This is a genomic window from Pseudoalteromonas sp. T1lg88 (genome assembly GCF_002964765.1).
In the GTDB taxonomy this organism is placed as follows: domain Bacteria; phylum Pseudomonadota; class Gammaproteobacteria; order Enterobacterales; family Alteromonadaceae; genus Pseudoalteromonas.
Genome location: NZ_PQCF01000007.1, coordinates 193474 through 208846, shown reverse-complemented (window position 1 = coordinate 208846; position 15373 = coordinate 193474). Strand labels below are relative to the sequence as shown.

General features: G+C 50.2%; 10 protein-coding genes and 1 pseudogene. 3 read left to right on the top strand and 8 right to left on the bottom strand.

Annotation, left to right across the window (positions count from 1 at the left end; all coding sequences use genetic code 11):
- Positions 1–557: 557 nt before the first annotated feature.
- Entirely contained in the window at positions 558–2318 is a 1761-nt protein-coding gene (locus C2M34_RS04950; protein ID WP_105258207.1) for a sensor histidine kinase, read from the top strand.
- 67 nt (positions 2319–2385) lie between these two features.
- A complete protein-coding gene (gene rdgC, locus C2M34_RS04945; protein WP_105214653.1) occupies positions 2386–3294 on the top strand; it encodes a recombination-associated protein RdgC in 909 nt (302 codons plus the stop codon).
- Positions 3295–3414: 120 nt separating this feature from the next.
- Here rdgC and C2M34_RS04940 read toward each other — a convergent pair whose 3' ends face one another.
- Positions 3415–4254, bottom strand: a complete 840-nt coding sequence (locus C2M34_RS04940; RefSeq protein ID WP_105258206.1) for an HDOD domain-containing protein — start codon at positions 4252–4254, stop codon at positions 3415–3417.
- 327 nt (positions 4255–4581) lie between these two features.
- Between C2M34_RS04940 and C2M34_RS04935 the strand changes: the two genes are divergently transcribed.
- Complete coding sequence (locus tag C2M34_RS04935) at positions 4582–6273, top strand: dipeptidyl-peptidase 3 family protein (protein WP_105258205.1); 1692 nt, start codon at positions 4582–4584, stop codon at positions 6271–6273.
- Between the two features lie 130 nt (positions 6274–6403).
- On the opposite strand, the gene der is transcribed toward C2M34_RS04935, so the two are convergent.
- From der to pilW, 7 genes and pseudogenes are all read right to left on the bottom strand, one after another.
- On the bottom strand, positions 6404–7879 hold the full coding sequence (gene der, locus C2M34_RS04930; RefSeq protein WP_105200227.1) for a ribosome biogenesis GTPase Der: 1476 nt from the start codon (positions 7877–7879) through the stop codon (positions 6404–6406).
- 89 nt (positions 7880–7968) lie between these two features.
- Positions 7969–9141, bottom strand: coding sequence for an outer membrane protein assembly factor BamB (gene bamB / locus C2M34_RS04925; RefSeq protein WP_105200226.1), 1173 nt, complete (start codon positions 9139–9141; stop codon positions 7969–7971).
- Between the two features lie 11 nt (positions 9142–9152).
- Positions 9153–9788 (bottom strand): YfgM family protein, encoded by a 636-nt coding sequence (locus tag C2M34_RS04920; RefSeq protein ID WP_105200225.1) that lies wholly within the window; start codon positions 9786–9788, stop codon positions 9153–9155.
- 21 nt (positions 9789–9809) lie between these two features.
- Complete coding sequence (gene hisS / locus C2M34_RS04915; RefSeq protein ID WP_105200224.1) at positions 9810–11084, bottom strand: histidine--tRNA ligase; 1275 nt, start codon at positions 11082–11084, stop codon at positions 9810–9812.
- 110 nt (positions 11085–11194) lie between these two features.
- A pseudogene (gene ispG / locus C2M34_RS04910) lies at positions 11195–12312 on the bottom strand (flavodoxin-dependent (E)-4-hydroxy-3-methylbut-2-enyl-diphosphate synthase).
- Positions 12313–12317: 5 nt separating this feature from the next.
- Complete coding sequence (locus C2M34_RS04905; protein ID WP_105258203.1) at positions 12318–13259, bottom strand: RodZ domain-containing protein; 942 nt, start codon at positions 13257–13259, stop codon at positions 12318–12320.
- Complete coding sequence (gene pilW, locus C2M34_RS04900) at positions 13256–15349, bottom strand: type IV pilus biogenesis/stability protein PilW (protein ID WP_105258202.1); 2094 nt, start codon at positions 15347–15349, stop codon at positions 13256–13258. Before pilW ends, C2M34_RS04905 begins: the two co-directional genes overlap by 4 nt.
- Between the last annotated feature and the right edge of the window lie 24 nt (positions 15350–15373).

The window sequence follows — 15373 nt, the reverse complement described above, 5'->3', positions numbered from 1 at the left end:
TTTAACTGCAATTATTCTGCTGATGACGCCCTTTTAGGACCCCAAAAAAAAAGGCCCATGCAATAGAGCATAGGCCTTTTTTTCTTCGCGCACCGACCCATGCCACTATCCGCTACGGATGGTGGTGGTAATAATGATGGTCAGTGTTGCGTAATTTGTATTCATGCATTTAGACTGCCCGAAAATGACTATTTCTGTCAACAGCAATATTTAACAAATAATATGCTTTTTTCTTATATCCAAAACAATACGTAGAAATACTTATGCAAATTGGCGGCCGAAGTTGTAAAGTGCTTGAGCATCTTGCTATGACAGGCAAACGCAACGACCTCACCTTGTGCTGTTAACTTAGAATACAAAGTACAAGTTTGCCCTGGGCGCAAAACCGCGCCGCGAAAATATTTGCTTTTGTTAAACGCCTGTCAATAAGCTATTATTTTGTATGTTTTTTAAAATCCTTAGCGCTATTTCTGCGAGGATATAGCGGCACCAAATACAAACTCAACATCGGAGTTTTGTCACCGCCTTTTTTTAGTTGCACAGGGCCAAGTTCAAACATGTTGCGTAACAGTCTGTCGAAAAAACTCCTTACCAGTGTTTTATCCGTTTACTTTGTGCTGACCTTTGTGGTGACCTGCGCACAGATATATGCCGAATACTTCAACACTAAAAGCTATATCCGCAGCGAATTGCAGATTTTGCAACAAACCTTTAGCGGCAGCTTGACCCGTGCCATCTGGGAGCTCAATACAGATCAAAGCGTCACCATAGCCGAGGGCCTTATTGCCATTCCCATGGTTGAGGGCATCATAGTGCGTGACGACAGCGGCGAGGTGATCTCGCAACTTGGTCGCTCATTAGATAGCCGTGAACGCAAAGCTAAACCTCTGGCGCAAGACACTGTTATGATTGAAGATACGCCGTCAGGCCTGTTTGGCTATACCTTTCCTCTGGTATTCGAATTTTCCGGCCGTGAAACCCAGGTTGGCGATGTCACCTTGTTTTCCAGTCGTGACGTGGTGGTCAGCCGTATTATGGTTTCCATTTATCTGCTCGTGGGTAACGCCATGATCAAAACCACCTTTTTGATCCTGCTGTTTTTACTGGCTTTTAGAAAACACCTGACCTTGCCTTTGCAGCAATTGACGGAGCAAATCGAAGAGGTTGAGCCGGATGCCATCGAAGACACCCGGATTAAACTCGATACCCATAAGCAAAACGAACTCCACGTCATGGCACAGGCCTTTAATAACCTGATAGCCAAGGTGGTCGAATACCGCAACAAGCTAAAATACACGCAAAAAGAATTGCTCAAGAGCAACGAAAAACTCGACCAACAAAATATTGAGCTCGAGCAAGAAGTAGCCCGTAAGACCTCCAATCTCAGCCAGGCCATGATGGATCTGCAACAACAAAAATATGAGCTGGAAAAACAAAAGCTTAATCTTACCGAAGAAATTGAACTGAGGCGCCAGACCGAACAGGAGCTGCTTGCCAAACAAAGAGAAATGCTGCGCTATATGGATGAGCTTAACAACACGCAGGAGCGCTTACTCGGCTCGGAGAAAATGGCAGCTCTTGGCGGCCTAGTTGCCGGCATTACCCACGACATCAATACTCCCGTAGGCATAGGGATCACCGCCACCTCATTTTTACAAGAACGCCTTAATGAGCTGGAACAGGCGCACGAAAAACAAACTCTGACGCCTGCCGAATTGGCGCAATTTATTGGCGAGGCAAAACAAAGTACCGAGTTGCTTAGCAATAATCTTGCCCGCGCTAACGAGCTGATTGCCAGCTTTAAGCAAATCGCCATAGATCAAGCCAGCGAAGCGGTGCGCACCATTAACTTAAAAGAATACCTTGGCGAGGTGATCCGCTCCTTGCATCCAAAACTGAAAAATACAGAACATAAAATCAATATTCAGTGCCCGGATGACCTTATCCTTAACTTACCCGCCGGTGCCATTAGCCAGATTTTTACCAATTTAATTATGAACTCGCTGATCCATGGCTTTGAACAAACCAAGCACGGTCATATAGATATACTGATCCGAGAACAGGATGAGCGGGTATTAATCGAATATAGAGACGATGGTTGCGGCGTCAATGCGATGCAACTGGAACAGCTATTCAACCCCTACTTCACCACTAAGCGGGACCAGGGCGGCAGCGGCTTGGGCACCCATATTACCTTTAACCTGGTAAAACAAACCCTGGGCGGCGAGATATCAGTCAGCAGCACACCTAATCAGGGGTTGCAGTATTTCATCTCGCTCCCGAAAGACCTGCCAAAACCCATGCTAATGTTTAATTAGCGACGCCACTCCGTTATGATGGCGGCACTATAAATTTGCGCCTTTGGCGCTCCATGGAAGTATATTTATGTGGTTTAGTAACCTAATTTGCTATCGTTTTAAGCAAGAGATCAGCTATCAGCAAGAAGACTTTGACAAGGCTCTGGAGCAGGATTTATTCCGCCCCTGTGGCAGTCAGGATCTGCACACCTTCGGTTGGACCAAGGCCCTAGGCAAGCATGGCCAAACATTAAGCCACTTTTCTAAAAACTCGATTCTGGTATGCGCCAAGCGCGAAGAAAAAGTACTACCGGCTGCGGTGGTTAACGACATGCTGCAGGAAAAGGTAGAACAACTGGAAGTACAGGAAAACCGCCGAGTAAACAAAAAGGAAAAGGATGAGCTTAAAGAGAATATCCTTAATACCCTGCTGCCTCAGGCCTTTAAAAAGTCGAGCCTGCAATATGCCTTTATCGATATGGAAAATGGTTGGGTAGTCGTCAATAGCGGCAGCTTTAACAAGGCCGAAGAGCTACTGGCGCTGCTACGTAAATCATTGGGCACCTTGCCCGTGGTGCCCGCCTTTGCCAACTATGACCTGGGTTTATTCCTTACTTCCTGGTTAAAAGACTTTAATGCCCCGGAAGGCTTTGCCATCGGCCTTGACGCCGAGTTACAGGATCCGGATGACAATGGCGCCCAAGTCAAGCTTAAGGGCCATGACCTGGCCACTGACGAGGTGAAAAACCATTTGGACAATGGCAAGGAAGTCACCAAGCTGGCATTGGAATACCATGAACGCATCAAGTTTATGCTGCAAAACGACGGTTCGATTAAACGCGTAAACTATGCCGAGGTATTAAAAGAAGAAAATGCCGATATTCCAAAAGAAGATATGGCGGTGAAACTGGATGCCGACTTTATTCTGGCATCGGAAGAAATCAAGGAATTACTTGAAGCCTTAACCAAAGAGCTCGGCGACGCCAAAGATTTGTAAGGCTTAAATGTCGGTGCTTTGCGCCGACAAATTTAACCAGGTGGCTTTTTGTCGGCCTGAAAGACCGACCTACAACTATGGCGGCAAAGGCCGACCTACAAGCACGGCGGCAAGGCCAAGCTATAAAAACACCTCATAGGTATCTTTGACTAACTCCTGATACTCGTCCTCGGCAAACAGTACATGCGATGGAATAATGCCCTTATCCACATACACCTGCAGTGCCGCCGTTTTATCTGAGACCTGCAAAATGCCTTCAAGAATCGCTCCCAGACGCACAAAGTCAACAAACTCTATGTCCTCTGGGCGATAGTTTGGATCGCACCACAGCTTAGCAAGCTCAACAAACTCCTCGGAAAAACCCCATGCTGTTAAGGTAGCGGCACCGATGCAACCGGCCAGTTTTTGAATGGCATGAGCGAGAAAGCAAGGGTTCGCAAACACCTCTGGGTGTTTTTCCGCTTCGGTTAAAATCGGCACAATCCCTATGTTGTATGTGAGCGCCGCCAGAGTGATGGTGTCTGCGTTAATGCGAGCATGTTGCTGCTGCTCACGAAATTGCTGCACCAGCACCATGGCATGACAAGCAGCCTTATTGGTCTTCTGCCAGGCCGTATCCATATACCCCTTGATCACGGGGTTTTGCGACACAAACAACTGCTCCATGGCCAACGCCGTAGCGATATTCTTAATTGGCCCTAAGCCGACACATGTCACCGCCTGATTAACCCCAGTCACCTTCACCGAGCTGTTCATTAAATTACTGTTGGCAAGCTTAATGATGCGCGTCGCCAAGGCTGGATCCGTGGCAATCATATCCGCCATGGCGTGCGAGGAAATATCCGGATCATCGGCACTGGCACGTACTTTTAAGGCCACTTCGGGCAGGGAAGGTAGTATCAGGGTCTCGCTGTTGATGCGATCAACCAAGATGGTAAACAAGGCATTTTCGGTAGACATTATCCAGTATCCTTTCTCAGCAACGCGAACGCTCTTCTTGTTTCTGTTTATAAGTTAGCGAGAAAGTTTTAAAAGTGATAGCGCAAAAAACCATTAATTTTAGAAATTTGTCGCCCTTATCCTGTTTTTTACCGTTGTCAGCACAACAACGAATTGGTTAAATAAGACTACAAAAATCAGTGCCTCTGGCGGCCAAAAAGCATCCAGAAGGCATCATCGCCAATATAAGGCATGCTCGGTATGGATCACCTTCTTAGCCCGGCATTCACTAATTTTGTGAGTCTTATCCGGCACCACAAGACTCATAATTACTCAACGAGGACTCTTATGCGTAAACTGTCGAAAATCTCTCAAGCCATGCTGCTCGGTGGCTTAGTTGCCCTTAGTGGTTGTTCAAAACAGCCGCAAAGCAGCAGCGAAACCGTTGCCGAACAAGCACCTAGCAATGCAGCCGTAGAGTTAATCAATATCGCTCCGAGCCGTTTGAATATCTATACCGACTTCGAACTGAATACAGATCTAACGCACCTAAGCGGCAACCAGAAGAAAATGCTGGCCAAGCTGATCGATGCCTCAAAAATTATGGACGAGCTCTTCTGGCAACAGGCTTTCGGCGGTGACCGAGCCGAGTTCCTAAACAGCCTAAGCGATGAAAAAGTTCGTCACTTTGCCAAGATCAACTATGGCCCTTGGGATCGTCTCAATGGCGATCAGCTATTCCTCTCGGGTTTCGAAGCTAAATCGGCCGGCGCCCAATTCTATCCTGCGGATATGAGCAAAGAAGAGCTAGAGAATAGCGATCTTGCCGATAAAACCGGCCTTTACTCTGTGATCAAACGCGATGCCGAAGGCAAGCTGTACAGCGTCGCCTATTCGCAAGAATATGCAACCGAACTAGAGGCCGCCGCCAAGTTGCTGCGCGAAGCCAGTGAACTTGCCGAAGACAAAGAATTCGCCAACTACCTGAGTATGCGTGCCGACGCCCTGTTAAGCGACGACTACCAAGCCTCAGATTTCGCCTGGATGGATATGAAAAATAATCCCATCGACGTGGTGATTGGCCCCATTGAAACCTATGAAGATCAGCTGTTCGGTTACCGCGCTGCGTTCGAGTCTTATGTATTGGTAAAAGACATGGCCTGGAGTGAGCGCTTGGCCAAGTTTGCCCAGTTCCTGCCTGAGCTGCAAAAAGGCCTGCCGGTTGCCGACGAGTACAAGCAAGAAGTACCAGGGTCGGATGCCGACCTTAACGCCTACGATGTGATCTACTACGCAGGCCACTCAAATGCCGGCAGCAAAACCATCGCCATCAACCTGCCGAACGATGAGCAGGTCCAGTTGGAAAAAGGCACCCGTCGCCTGCAACTGAAAAACGCCATGCGCGCCAAGTTCGATAAGATTTTGATGCCGATCGCCGCCGAGCTTATCGTCCCAGAGCAGCGTAAGCACATCACCTTCGATGCTTTCTTTGCCAACACCATGTTCCACGAAGTGGCGCACGGCCTGGGCATTAAAAATACCATCACCGACAAGGGAACGGTACGTCAATCACTGCAAGAGCATGCCAGCGCCCTGGAAGAAGGCAAGGCGGATATCCTTGGTCTGTACATGGTTGAACAGTTGCTGAAAAAAGGCGAGATCACCGAAGGCACGCTGGAAGACTACTATGTCACCTTTATGGCCGGCATTTTCCGCTCGGTTCGTTTCGGTGCTTCAAGCGCTCATGGTAAGGCGAACATGATCCGCTTTAACTTCTTTAAACAGGAAGGCGCTTTCTCTAAAGACGATAACGGCCTCTACCGCGTTAATATGGATAAGATGGGCGCGGCCATGGCCAAGCTTTCTAGCCTGATCTTAACCCTACAAGGTAACGGCGATTATCAAAAGGTGGATCAACTGGTTGCCTCTATGGGCGATATCAAACCAGAGCTTGCCGCCGACCTGGAAAAACTAAGTCAGGCCAATATCCCGGTAGACGTAGACTTTACTCAGGGTAAAAAGGTGTTGGGTCTGGAATAATCCCAAACCCCGGCATAATAAATAGCGCCCGGGCCTCTGGCCCGAAGGCGCTATTTTTTTACCCGCTATACAAGATGGCAAACACAAAAAAGGCGCTCAATGAGCGCCTTTTGCTAGCAGGGAGAAGAACTTACTTGTCCTTGCTCTCCTGGCCAATTTTTCTAATACGACGACGCTGCGACAGGGTCATCTTATTGCTGCGACCGGCATAAGGGTTATCCCCTTCACGGAACTCGATCTTAATTGGCGTACCCATAATATTCAGCGCCTTGCGGTAATAGTTCATCAGGTAACGCTTATAACTGTCCGGCAGCTCATGCACCTGGTTACCGTGGATCACGATACGTGGCGGGTTATAACCACCGGCGTGAGCATATTTGAGCTTAACGCGGCGACCACGTACCAGCGGCGGCTGGTGATCGGCCTGAGCCATATCCATAATACGACGTAACATGGCGGTGCTGATACGCTTGGTGGCCGAGTCATAGGCTTCTTCAACCGACTCGAACAGGTGGCCTACCCCGGTGCCATGCAAGGCAGAGATAAAGTGAATACGGGCAAAGTCAACAAAGCCTAAACGACGGTCAAGCTCAGACTTAATACGGTCCTTCACATCGCTGTCCAGGCCATCCCATTTGTTTACCGCCAATACCAAAGAACGGCCGGCATTGAGGGCGAAGCCCAGCAGGCTCAGGTCCTGATCCGAAATACCTGTGCGGGCATCGATCACCAAAAGCACCACATTGGCGTCTTCAATAGCTTTAAGGGTCTTGATCACCGAGAACTTCTCGACCACATCACTGACCTTTTTACGCTTACGAACACCGGCGGTGTCGATCAGCACATACTCGCGGTCGTTACGGGTCATAGGGATGTAAATAGAGTCCCGGGTGGTGCCCGGCATATCGTACACTATCACCCGCTCTTCACCGAGAATACGGTTGGTCAGCGTTGATTTACCTACGTTAGGGCGACCGATAATGGCCAGTTTAATGGCCTTATCGGCAAGCTCTTCCTGCTCACCTTCTTCGCCTTCGCCCTGAGGCTGATGCTCGTCATCATAGGCGGCAAACGGGTCTTCTTCGATCAGCAGTTGGCGCTCTTTGGCAAGCTCTTCGATCACCGGCTGTAAGGCGCTGTTTAGCAGACCTGTGATACCACGACCATGAGCAGCGGCTATCTGGTATACCTCACCCATGGCCAGTTGATAAAACTCGGCACAGTTTGAGTCGGCGTCAATGCCATCGGTTTTGTTGGCAACCACAAACACCTTTTTCTCTTGCTTGCGCAGGTGCTGGGCAATGGCCTGATCGGCCACCGTCATACCGGCACGGGCATCCACAAGGAACAGCACCACATCCGCTTCTTCGATCGCCAGCAGAGACTGCTCGGCCATTTCGGTTTCGATACCCTCTTCGGAGCCATCAATACCGCCGGTATCAACAACGATAAAGTCAAAGCCGTCATAGCTCGCCTGGCCGTATTTACGATCACGAGTAAGGCCCGGGAAGTCCGCAACAAGTGCGTCGCGGGTGCGAGTTAAGCGGTTGAACAATGTCGATTTACCGACATTAGGTCGCCCAACTAAGGCGATCACAGGAAGCATAATGTACCTCTTCAAATAACAAAAAAGCTCCGCCGTAGCCATCTGGCCTAAGGCGAAGCCTATCTTAGGACATAGCCTAATTAACTAAATTATTGCGCTTTAATGGCGCTGACTTCACCGTCGCGAGTGATAACAATCAAGCGGTCGTCGGCAAGGATAGGCTCAACATAGAAGCCCGAGTCATCAAATTCATGACGCGCTACCAACTCACCGCTATTGCGGTCAATCCAGTGCAGGTTACCTTCTTGGTCGCCTACTGCCAGGTAGTTGCCCAATACCGCAGGGCCGGTAATATACCAACCGCGTAAAGCCGCTTGCGACCAGCGTTCAATACCCGAGCTCTTATCCAAAGCATAGATAACACCGTCGCTGTCGACCACATAAATGGTGTCGCCAACAATGCTGAATTCGCGATAGCTGCTGTATTCACGTTTCCATACCACGTTGCCGGAGCGGATATCCACCGCCGCCAGGTTACCATTGTAAGCCAGGGTATAAACCATGGCGCCACTGACCTTTGGCTCGGTATCAACATCAACCAAACGCTCAAACTCTGAGGCACCTTTAGGCTGCGCCACTTCGGCTTGCCAGGCGGCAAAGCCACTGTCGGCGATCAACACGGTCAATTTACCGGTTTCTTCACCTACCAGCACACCACCATTGGCAACCGTTGGTGAGCTTAAACCACGCAGTGTTAGCGGCGGCACTTCTTGCTCATAGCGCCAGCGCTCTTCACCTGTATCCGGGTGCAAGGCTAACAAGCGACCTGAACCCAGGTTTACATAGATTAAACCGTCGCCAGCTGCTGGGCGGGATAGCGCCTCACCGGGTACGCTTTTACGCCAAATCAACTCACCTGTTTCGCGATCCAGCGCCACCACCTGACCATGTTCAGAACCGATAAAGATCTTGCCGTAAGCCTGCAGAATACCGCCGGAAAGCTTAGCGCTTTCTTCGCTTGACCAAGGCCAGAAGCCTGAGTCGTCACGCACATCCGTTTGCCACAGGGTATCGCCATCGGCTAAAGATAAGGCTTCAACCTCACCGTTGCGCGCGGCCACAAATACTCTGTCTTTATAAAAGGCTGGCTGCAAACGTGAGAAATAATGCTCAACGCCATCGCCTACCGTTTCTTGCCACACTACCTGGGTTTCGAACTGGTTATTAATTTCCGGTAATACCAACTCTTCTTCGTCGTTCGACGAACAACCCGCCAAGGTCGCCATACATAAGGCAATCCCTGCAAGAGTAACCTTTTTCATCAACCCGCTCCCTACGCAGCTGGCGTTTGCGCTGCCAAATCGTCCAATTTAACTTGCAATAGCGGGTTGCTTTCTAAGCCACCTTTATCCGCCGCGCTTTGATAAGCGATGCGAGCCTGCTCTTTATCGCCTTGAGCCAGGTATATATCACCTTTTAATTCGGCAACAGCGGCTTCATAGCTTGCCGGTAACTCGGTGCCCAGGGTTGCTAAGGCAGCATCATAGTTTTGCTGTGCCAATTGCACTCGCGCTAAACGCGTGGTGGCAATGGCTTTAAGCTCTTTAGTCGGTGCATGTTGTTGTGCCCAGGTCAGTTTCTCTGCGGCTACATCAAGTTGCTGCGCATCTACCGCTTCTTTGGCGGCAACAAAGGCGGCCAATACGGCGTAGCTTGAACCTTCATGCTGCTGCATCAGGGTTTCGCTTTGCGCGATCACATCGGCACCTTCAACTTCTGTGCTTTGTGCTACCTGATTAAATGCATCCGAAGCTGCTTCGGCGCTGGTGATCTGGTGCTGGTTATAGGCTTTCCAGCCGTACAAGCCACCCAGGCCGATAACGATACCAAGGGCGATTGATACGCCGTGTTCTTTAAAAAAGCCTTTAATCGCTTCTGCTTGTTGTTCTTCTGTTGAATAAATTTCCATCATTACCTCTTAGACTTGGGTCTAAATCATGTCAGCCAACAGCTGGGTAATTTCATCCAAAGCCAATGTTAACTGTGGTTTTTCTTCGCGTAGGTATTTCACAGTTACCACACCTTGGTTGAGTTCATCTTCGCCTAAAATCAGTGCCACTTCGGCACCGCTTTTATCAGCACGTTTTAATTGTTTCTTAAAGTTGCCGCCACCGGCATGTACCAAGACACGTAAACCAGGTACGTCGGCGCGCAGCTTAGAGGCGATCACAGGGGCTTGAATGCTGGCCTGCTCACCCATGGCCGCTACATACACATCAGCGTTGCGGCGTATTTCGCCAACACAGTCAAGAGCCTGAAGTAGCAACACCAAGCGCTCCATCCCCATGGCAAAACCAACTGCAGGGGTGGCCTTACCGCCTAGTTGCTCAACCAGACCGTCGTAACGACCACCGGCACAAACGGTACCCTGAGCGCCTAGGCTCTCGGTGACCCATTCAAACACGGTACGGTTATAATAATCCAGACCACGAACCAACTTTTCGTTAACCTGGTATTCGATACCCGCAGCGTCTAATCGTTCACACAAATTAGCAAAATGAGCACGTGATTCTTCATCCAGGTGCTCGGACAGCTTAGGCGCATCTACCAGGATGGCTTGTACGTCCGGATTTTTGCTGTCCAAAACGCGCAGCGGATTTGAGTGCATACGACGCTTGGAGTCTTCGTCCAACTTGTCTTCATGCAGCTCAAGATAGGCCACCAGGGCATCACGGTAGGCGGCGCGTGCTTCGTTTGAACCTAATGAGTTCAGCTCCAGGCGCACATGCTCGCTAATACCGAATTGCTGCCACAGCTGCGCCGTCAACATGATCACTTCGGCATCGATATCGGCGCTGGCAATACCAAACACTTCCAGACCGAACTGGTGGAACTGACGGTAGCGGCCTTTTTGCGGACGCTCGTGACGGAACATGGGACCCATATACCAAAGGCGCTGTTCCTGGTTGTACAGCAGGCCATTTTCGTTACCGGCACGTACACACACGGCCGTACCCTCTGGGCGCAATGTCAGGCTGTCGCCGTTGCGATCCTCAAAGGTATACATTTCTTTTTCAACGATATCGGTTACTTCACCGATAGAACGCTTAAACAGGTCGGTTGACTCAACAATGGGGAAACGGATTTCTTGATAACCAAATGAGGCCACACACTGACGCAAAGTGTCTTCCACTTTTTGCCATACTTGGGTGTCGCCCGGAAGGGTGTCGTTCATGCCGCGAACTGCTTGAATTTGTTTTGCCACTGATAATCCCAAAATTCTGTTGTAGGCTGCGCTGAGCCCGTGAAAACGCGTCGATAAAGCGCGCTATTATAGCCTGATTGCGCCGCTACCACCAAGTACCGGCGCCGGCCTTAATCAACTAATTTAATGTCAATTGGCTGCTGTTGTTCCTGCTTGGCAAGGTATTCGCGCACGTGCTGCTCCAGCTGCTCAACGATATGATCGTTGTCGATGCGGGTCTTTTGACGCTCACCATTGATATACAAGCCAGAACGACGGTTGGCACCGGCCAAGCCGATATCGCTGACCAGGGCTTCGCCTGGGCCGTTCACAACACAACCGATCACCGACACTGTCATAGGTGTGATCACATCTTCCAAGCGCTCTTCCAATTGGTTCATGGTGCTGACCACATCAAACTCCTGACGAGAACAGCTCGGGCAGGCAATAAAGTTAATGCCACGCGAACGAATACGCAGGGATTTTAGGATATCGAAACCCACTTTGATCTCTTGCACAGGATCGGCGGCAAGGGATACGCGTAAGGTATCGCCAATGCCCTCGGCCAATAACATGCCAAGACCCACCGCGGATTTCACCGAACCGGAGCGGAAACCGCCGGCTTCGGTAATGCCCAGGTGCAGAGGTTGATCTATCTCTTTAGCCAGCAGGCGATAGGCGCCTACCGCTAGGAATACGTCGGAGGCCTTAACCGATACCTTGAATTGGTCGAAGTTAAGACGCTGGAGAATTTCCACATGACGCATGGCCGATTCCAACAGCGCCTCGGGCGTTGGCTCACCATATTTTTCCTGCAAGTCACGCTCTAAGGAGCCGCCATTAACACCGATACGGATAGGAATATTGCGCGCGCCGGCGGCATCAACCACGGCACGGATCCTGTCTTCGCTGCCGATATTACCCGGGTTAATGCGCAAACAATCGGCGCCATATTCCGCCACTTTCAGGGCGATGCGGTAGTCGAAGTGAATATCTGTGACCAGGGGAATATCGACCTGCTCTTTTATGCTTTTAAATGCTTCAGCGGCCGCCATGGTGGGTACGGACACTCGCACGATATCGGCACCAGCCTGGGCGATATCCTGAATTTGCTTCACCGTAGCATCGACATCCATGGTGTCGGTATTGGTCATGGATTGCACGGCAATGGGCGCACCATCGCCAATCGGCACATCGCCAACATAAATACGCGTAGACTTGCGGCGCTTATTGGTGACTCTGAAAACATACTACTTACTCTGTTAACGGTAATGAAAATTTAGCTAAACGGTTTGGTGGAAAATGCGAAATATCCACGGCTTCCCCATTGACGCTGACGCTAACCACATCATGCTTGCCCAGGGTGACCGCAAAGGGGGCCAAACCTACTAGCTCTAACTCTTGCCCCGCTTGTTTAATGTCATAGGCCAAGCGCTTTCCCTTGGCATCCTGCACTTCAACCCAGCATTCACCGCTAAAGCGCATAATCACTCTTTGCTCACCGGCGGCCAGGGGCGCTTCAGCCAGGGGCGCTTCCTCTGGGGGCATTTCTTCGGCAGTTTCGCCCTTGTCGATTTGCACTACACCCTGGTTAGGTTGGGGGGTATCAACTTTATCAGGCAACTCTGCGACGCCTTGTTGCGGATTTACCTGTTGAGCTTGCTCAGACTCTTGCAAAGTCCCAGGGCCCGCATCAATAAGACCAGGCTGTTCAGGCTCTGGTGCCGGAGCCGCCACTATATCCGCGGCCAAGGGCGTGGTTTCCACAACCAGCTCGTCACTGCCTTGCCACCACCAGAACAGGGATGAACCTAGAATAATAGCGAGGATGGCATAACTGAAAAGCATCAAACGATTGTCGTGCGCTTCCTTTTCGGTGCGTCGCGAGAAGCTCTGCATGCTTGCCTGTTCTTGTGCCTGAGGCTCTGGCTCAATAGCGGCCAACAAGGGAGCCGAGTCCAAAGCCAGCACCTTGCAATAAGCCTTGATATAGCCACGCACAAAAATAGTGGCGCCCAGACCGGCAAAACGCCCTTGCTCTAAATCATCGAGCTTGCGCACCGTCAAATTTAGCTTGCGCGCCAGTTGCTCCTGGCTTAACCCTTGTTGTTCCCTAGCACCGGCTAACTGCTTGCCTATGGCAATAGCGGCTGATTCCTCCTCAGCCTGCTGTGCTACTTCACCACTGTCACTCATAATCGATAATTCTTAGGATCTGCTATATATACTTTATCGCCCGGAACCAATTTGCTGTTTTCTTCAATCTGGTTCCACTCCAAAAGCTTTTCCATACGCACATTGTATTTCCTGGAAATCTCAAACAAGGTATCACCCTCAGCCACGGTATGATAATTATACGGTTGCTGTAAGTAAATCTTGCGGCCAACTTGCACATGATCGGCACTGACGAGGTTATTCCACTTACGTAAGGTGCTTAGACGGATATTATAGCGGGTCGAAACATTAAACAGGTTTTCACCCTTTTGCATCACATGGAAAGGGATTTCTTTTTTACCCGCAGTATTGGCAATGGCCATTTGCTCAACCACCTTGGCCTTTGGCGTCACCACCTCGGCTGCAGGGCTTACATCTTCGACCTGCTCCTGAGATTCAGCGACTTCTTCAAGCTGTGCACTGTTAGCAGCAAGCTGCTCGGTCACATCCTCAGCCTCCGGCTTATCTTCTGCAGTTACATCCGCAGCCAACTGCAAGGAAGCAAACTCACGCGCCAATTCTGACTGTAATTGATCCTTTTGCTCGGCCAGGGTAGTAACGCTAGATTCGTCAGGCTTCTGGGTCGAAGACTCAGTCGAGGTCTCTGCTTTAGCTTTTTCTTCAGCCTTGCTCTTTGCTGCGTCTAGAGATTTCGTCGCGGCTTCGGTAGTAGGCACTGCCGAAGGCTTGGTTGACGGCTCGGCTGACGGCTCAGTCGAAGACTTAACCTCAGATACCAGCTCTTGCTCTGCACTTTTAGCCGATGCCGTAAGCTCAGATGCTAACTCATTGGCCGCTTCAGTTGTTTGCTCGGTTGCCGTTTCAACAGCAGCCATTTGTTCGCTGGCCTGATTCTCGACGGCGATAGCTTCGGCCGAAGCTTCTTCTCCCAGTTCATCCGCTGTTTCAAGCATGGTGTCGGTTGCCGTCTCGACTGTCTCGGCAGAAAGCTCAACTGCTGACTCGGCTGAAGGCTCGACTGAAGGCTCTGCCGAAGGCTCGGCTGAAGGTTCAGCTTCTGCCTTAACATCAATTTGCTCCGCCACTGTGTCTACTGCTTCGGCAGCCACTTCCACAGCTGTCTCGGCTGCTACGGTCGCAACCGAGGTCTCAACAAATTCTGCCGCTGGTGCGGCCGCTGTTAAGACCTCAGCACTGGCTTCTGATTCAGCACCGGTCTTTTTCTTCACAACCTTAATCTTAGGTTTGGCAACGATTTGATTGCCTTCCATGCTGTCTTGCAGCTCGGTGAGCTTGTGACGACGGTACTGTTCACGCAATTGTTCAAATTCACTGGCGCTGTAGCGCTGTTCGCGAATAATGCGCGCTTCTATCGACGAGGGGTAAGTGACGGTAATGGTTTCGGCCAACTTACGGGCATCTTCAATATGACCCATACGGTCATGGATCAAGTAACCAAGTAAAAGGGAACGTGACGAGATACGACCGGTGCGCTGGTAGCGATTTAACACCTGCTGAGCATTATAAAAGTCACTTTTAGCATACTTTACCGCAGCCAGGTTGATTAGGCTTGATGGGCGTAACGAGCTGTGCTGCAGGGAGTCTTCTAAGAAGGTTTCGGCAGCATCAAACTTATCAAATTCCAGCGCGCACAGCGCCAGGTTTTCATAACTTTCCGCTACGCGCAGGTAACTCGGAACCTCAATGGCAGCCATAAACTTATCGACCGCTAGATCATACTCACCGATATCACATAAAAACACCCCGTAGTTGTTTAGGGTATTAGGATCGTTCGGCTCTAGACTGAGTGCCTTTTCATAAGCGTCTTTGGCTCTTTGCTTCTCACCAACCTGCTGGTAGTAATAAGCAATGGAGTAATGTACCTCTGGCAGTTCCGGGGCGAATTTAGCAGCACGTTCTAGGTTATATTTGGCTTGCGTGCTATCGCCTTGGGAAAGGTAATTTAAGGCAAGGGAGATTCGGGTGCGGGCGGCTTCTACGTTATTGATTTTCTTTTCAACAACGGGCTTGTCACTGCCCACATATGTACTTTCGGTTACACACCCACCAAGGGCGAGTAAACTTATACTGGTCACTAACAGCTTGCGCATGGCTTAGCCTCGTTTATTCCGTTA

Excerpts from the sequence above, each read along its gene's own strand:
- C2M34_RS04905 (WP_105258203.1), bottom strand. The coding sequence starts at position 13,259 with ATGAGTGACAGTGGTGAAGTAGCACAGCAGGCTGAGGAGGAATCAGCC.
- C2M34_RS04920 (WP_105200225.1), bottom strand. The coding sequence starts at position 9,788 with ATGGAAATTTATTCAACAGAAGAACAACAAGCAGAAGCGATTAAAGGC.
- bamB (WP_105200226.1), bottom strand. The coding sequence starts at position 9,141 with ATGAAAAAGGTTACTCTTGCAGGGATTGCCTTATGTATGGCGACCTTG.
- der (WP_105200227.1), bottom strand. The coding sequence starts at position 7,879 with ATGCTTCCTGTGATCGCCTTAGTTGGGCGACCTAATGTCGGTAAATCG.
- C2M34_RS04940 (WP_105258206.1), bottom strand. The coding sequence starts at position 4,254 with ATGTCTACCGAAAATGCCTTGTTTACCATCTTGGTTGATCGCATCAAC.
- pilW (WP_105258202.1), bottom strand. The coding sequence starts at position 15,349 with ATGCGCAAGCTGTTAGTGACCAGTATAAGTTTACTCGCCCTTGGTGGG.
- rdgC (WP_105214653.1), top strand. The coding sequence starts at position 2,386 with ATGTGGTTTAGTAACCTAATTTGCTATCGTTTTAAGCAAGAGATCAGC.
- C2M34_RS04950 (WP_105258207.1), top strand. The coding sequence starts at position 558 with ATGTTGCGTAACAGTCTGTCGAAAAAACTCCTTACCAGTGTTTTATCC.
- C2M34_RS04935 (WP_105258205.1), top strand. The coding sequence starts at position 4,582 with ATGCGTAAACTGTCGAAAATCTCTCAAGCCATGCTGCTCGGTGGCTTA.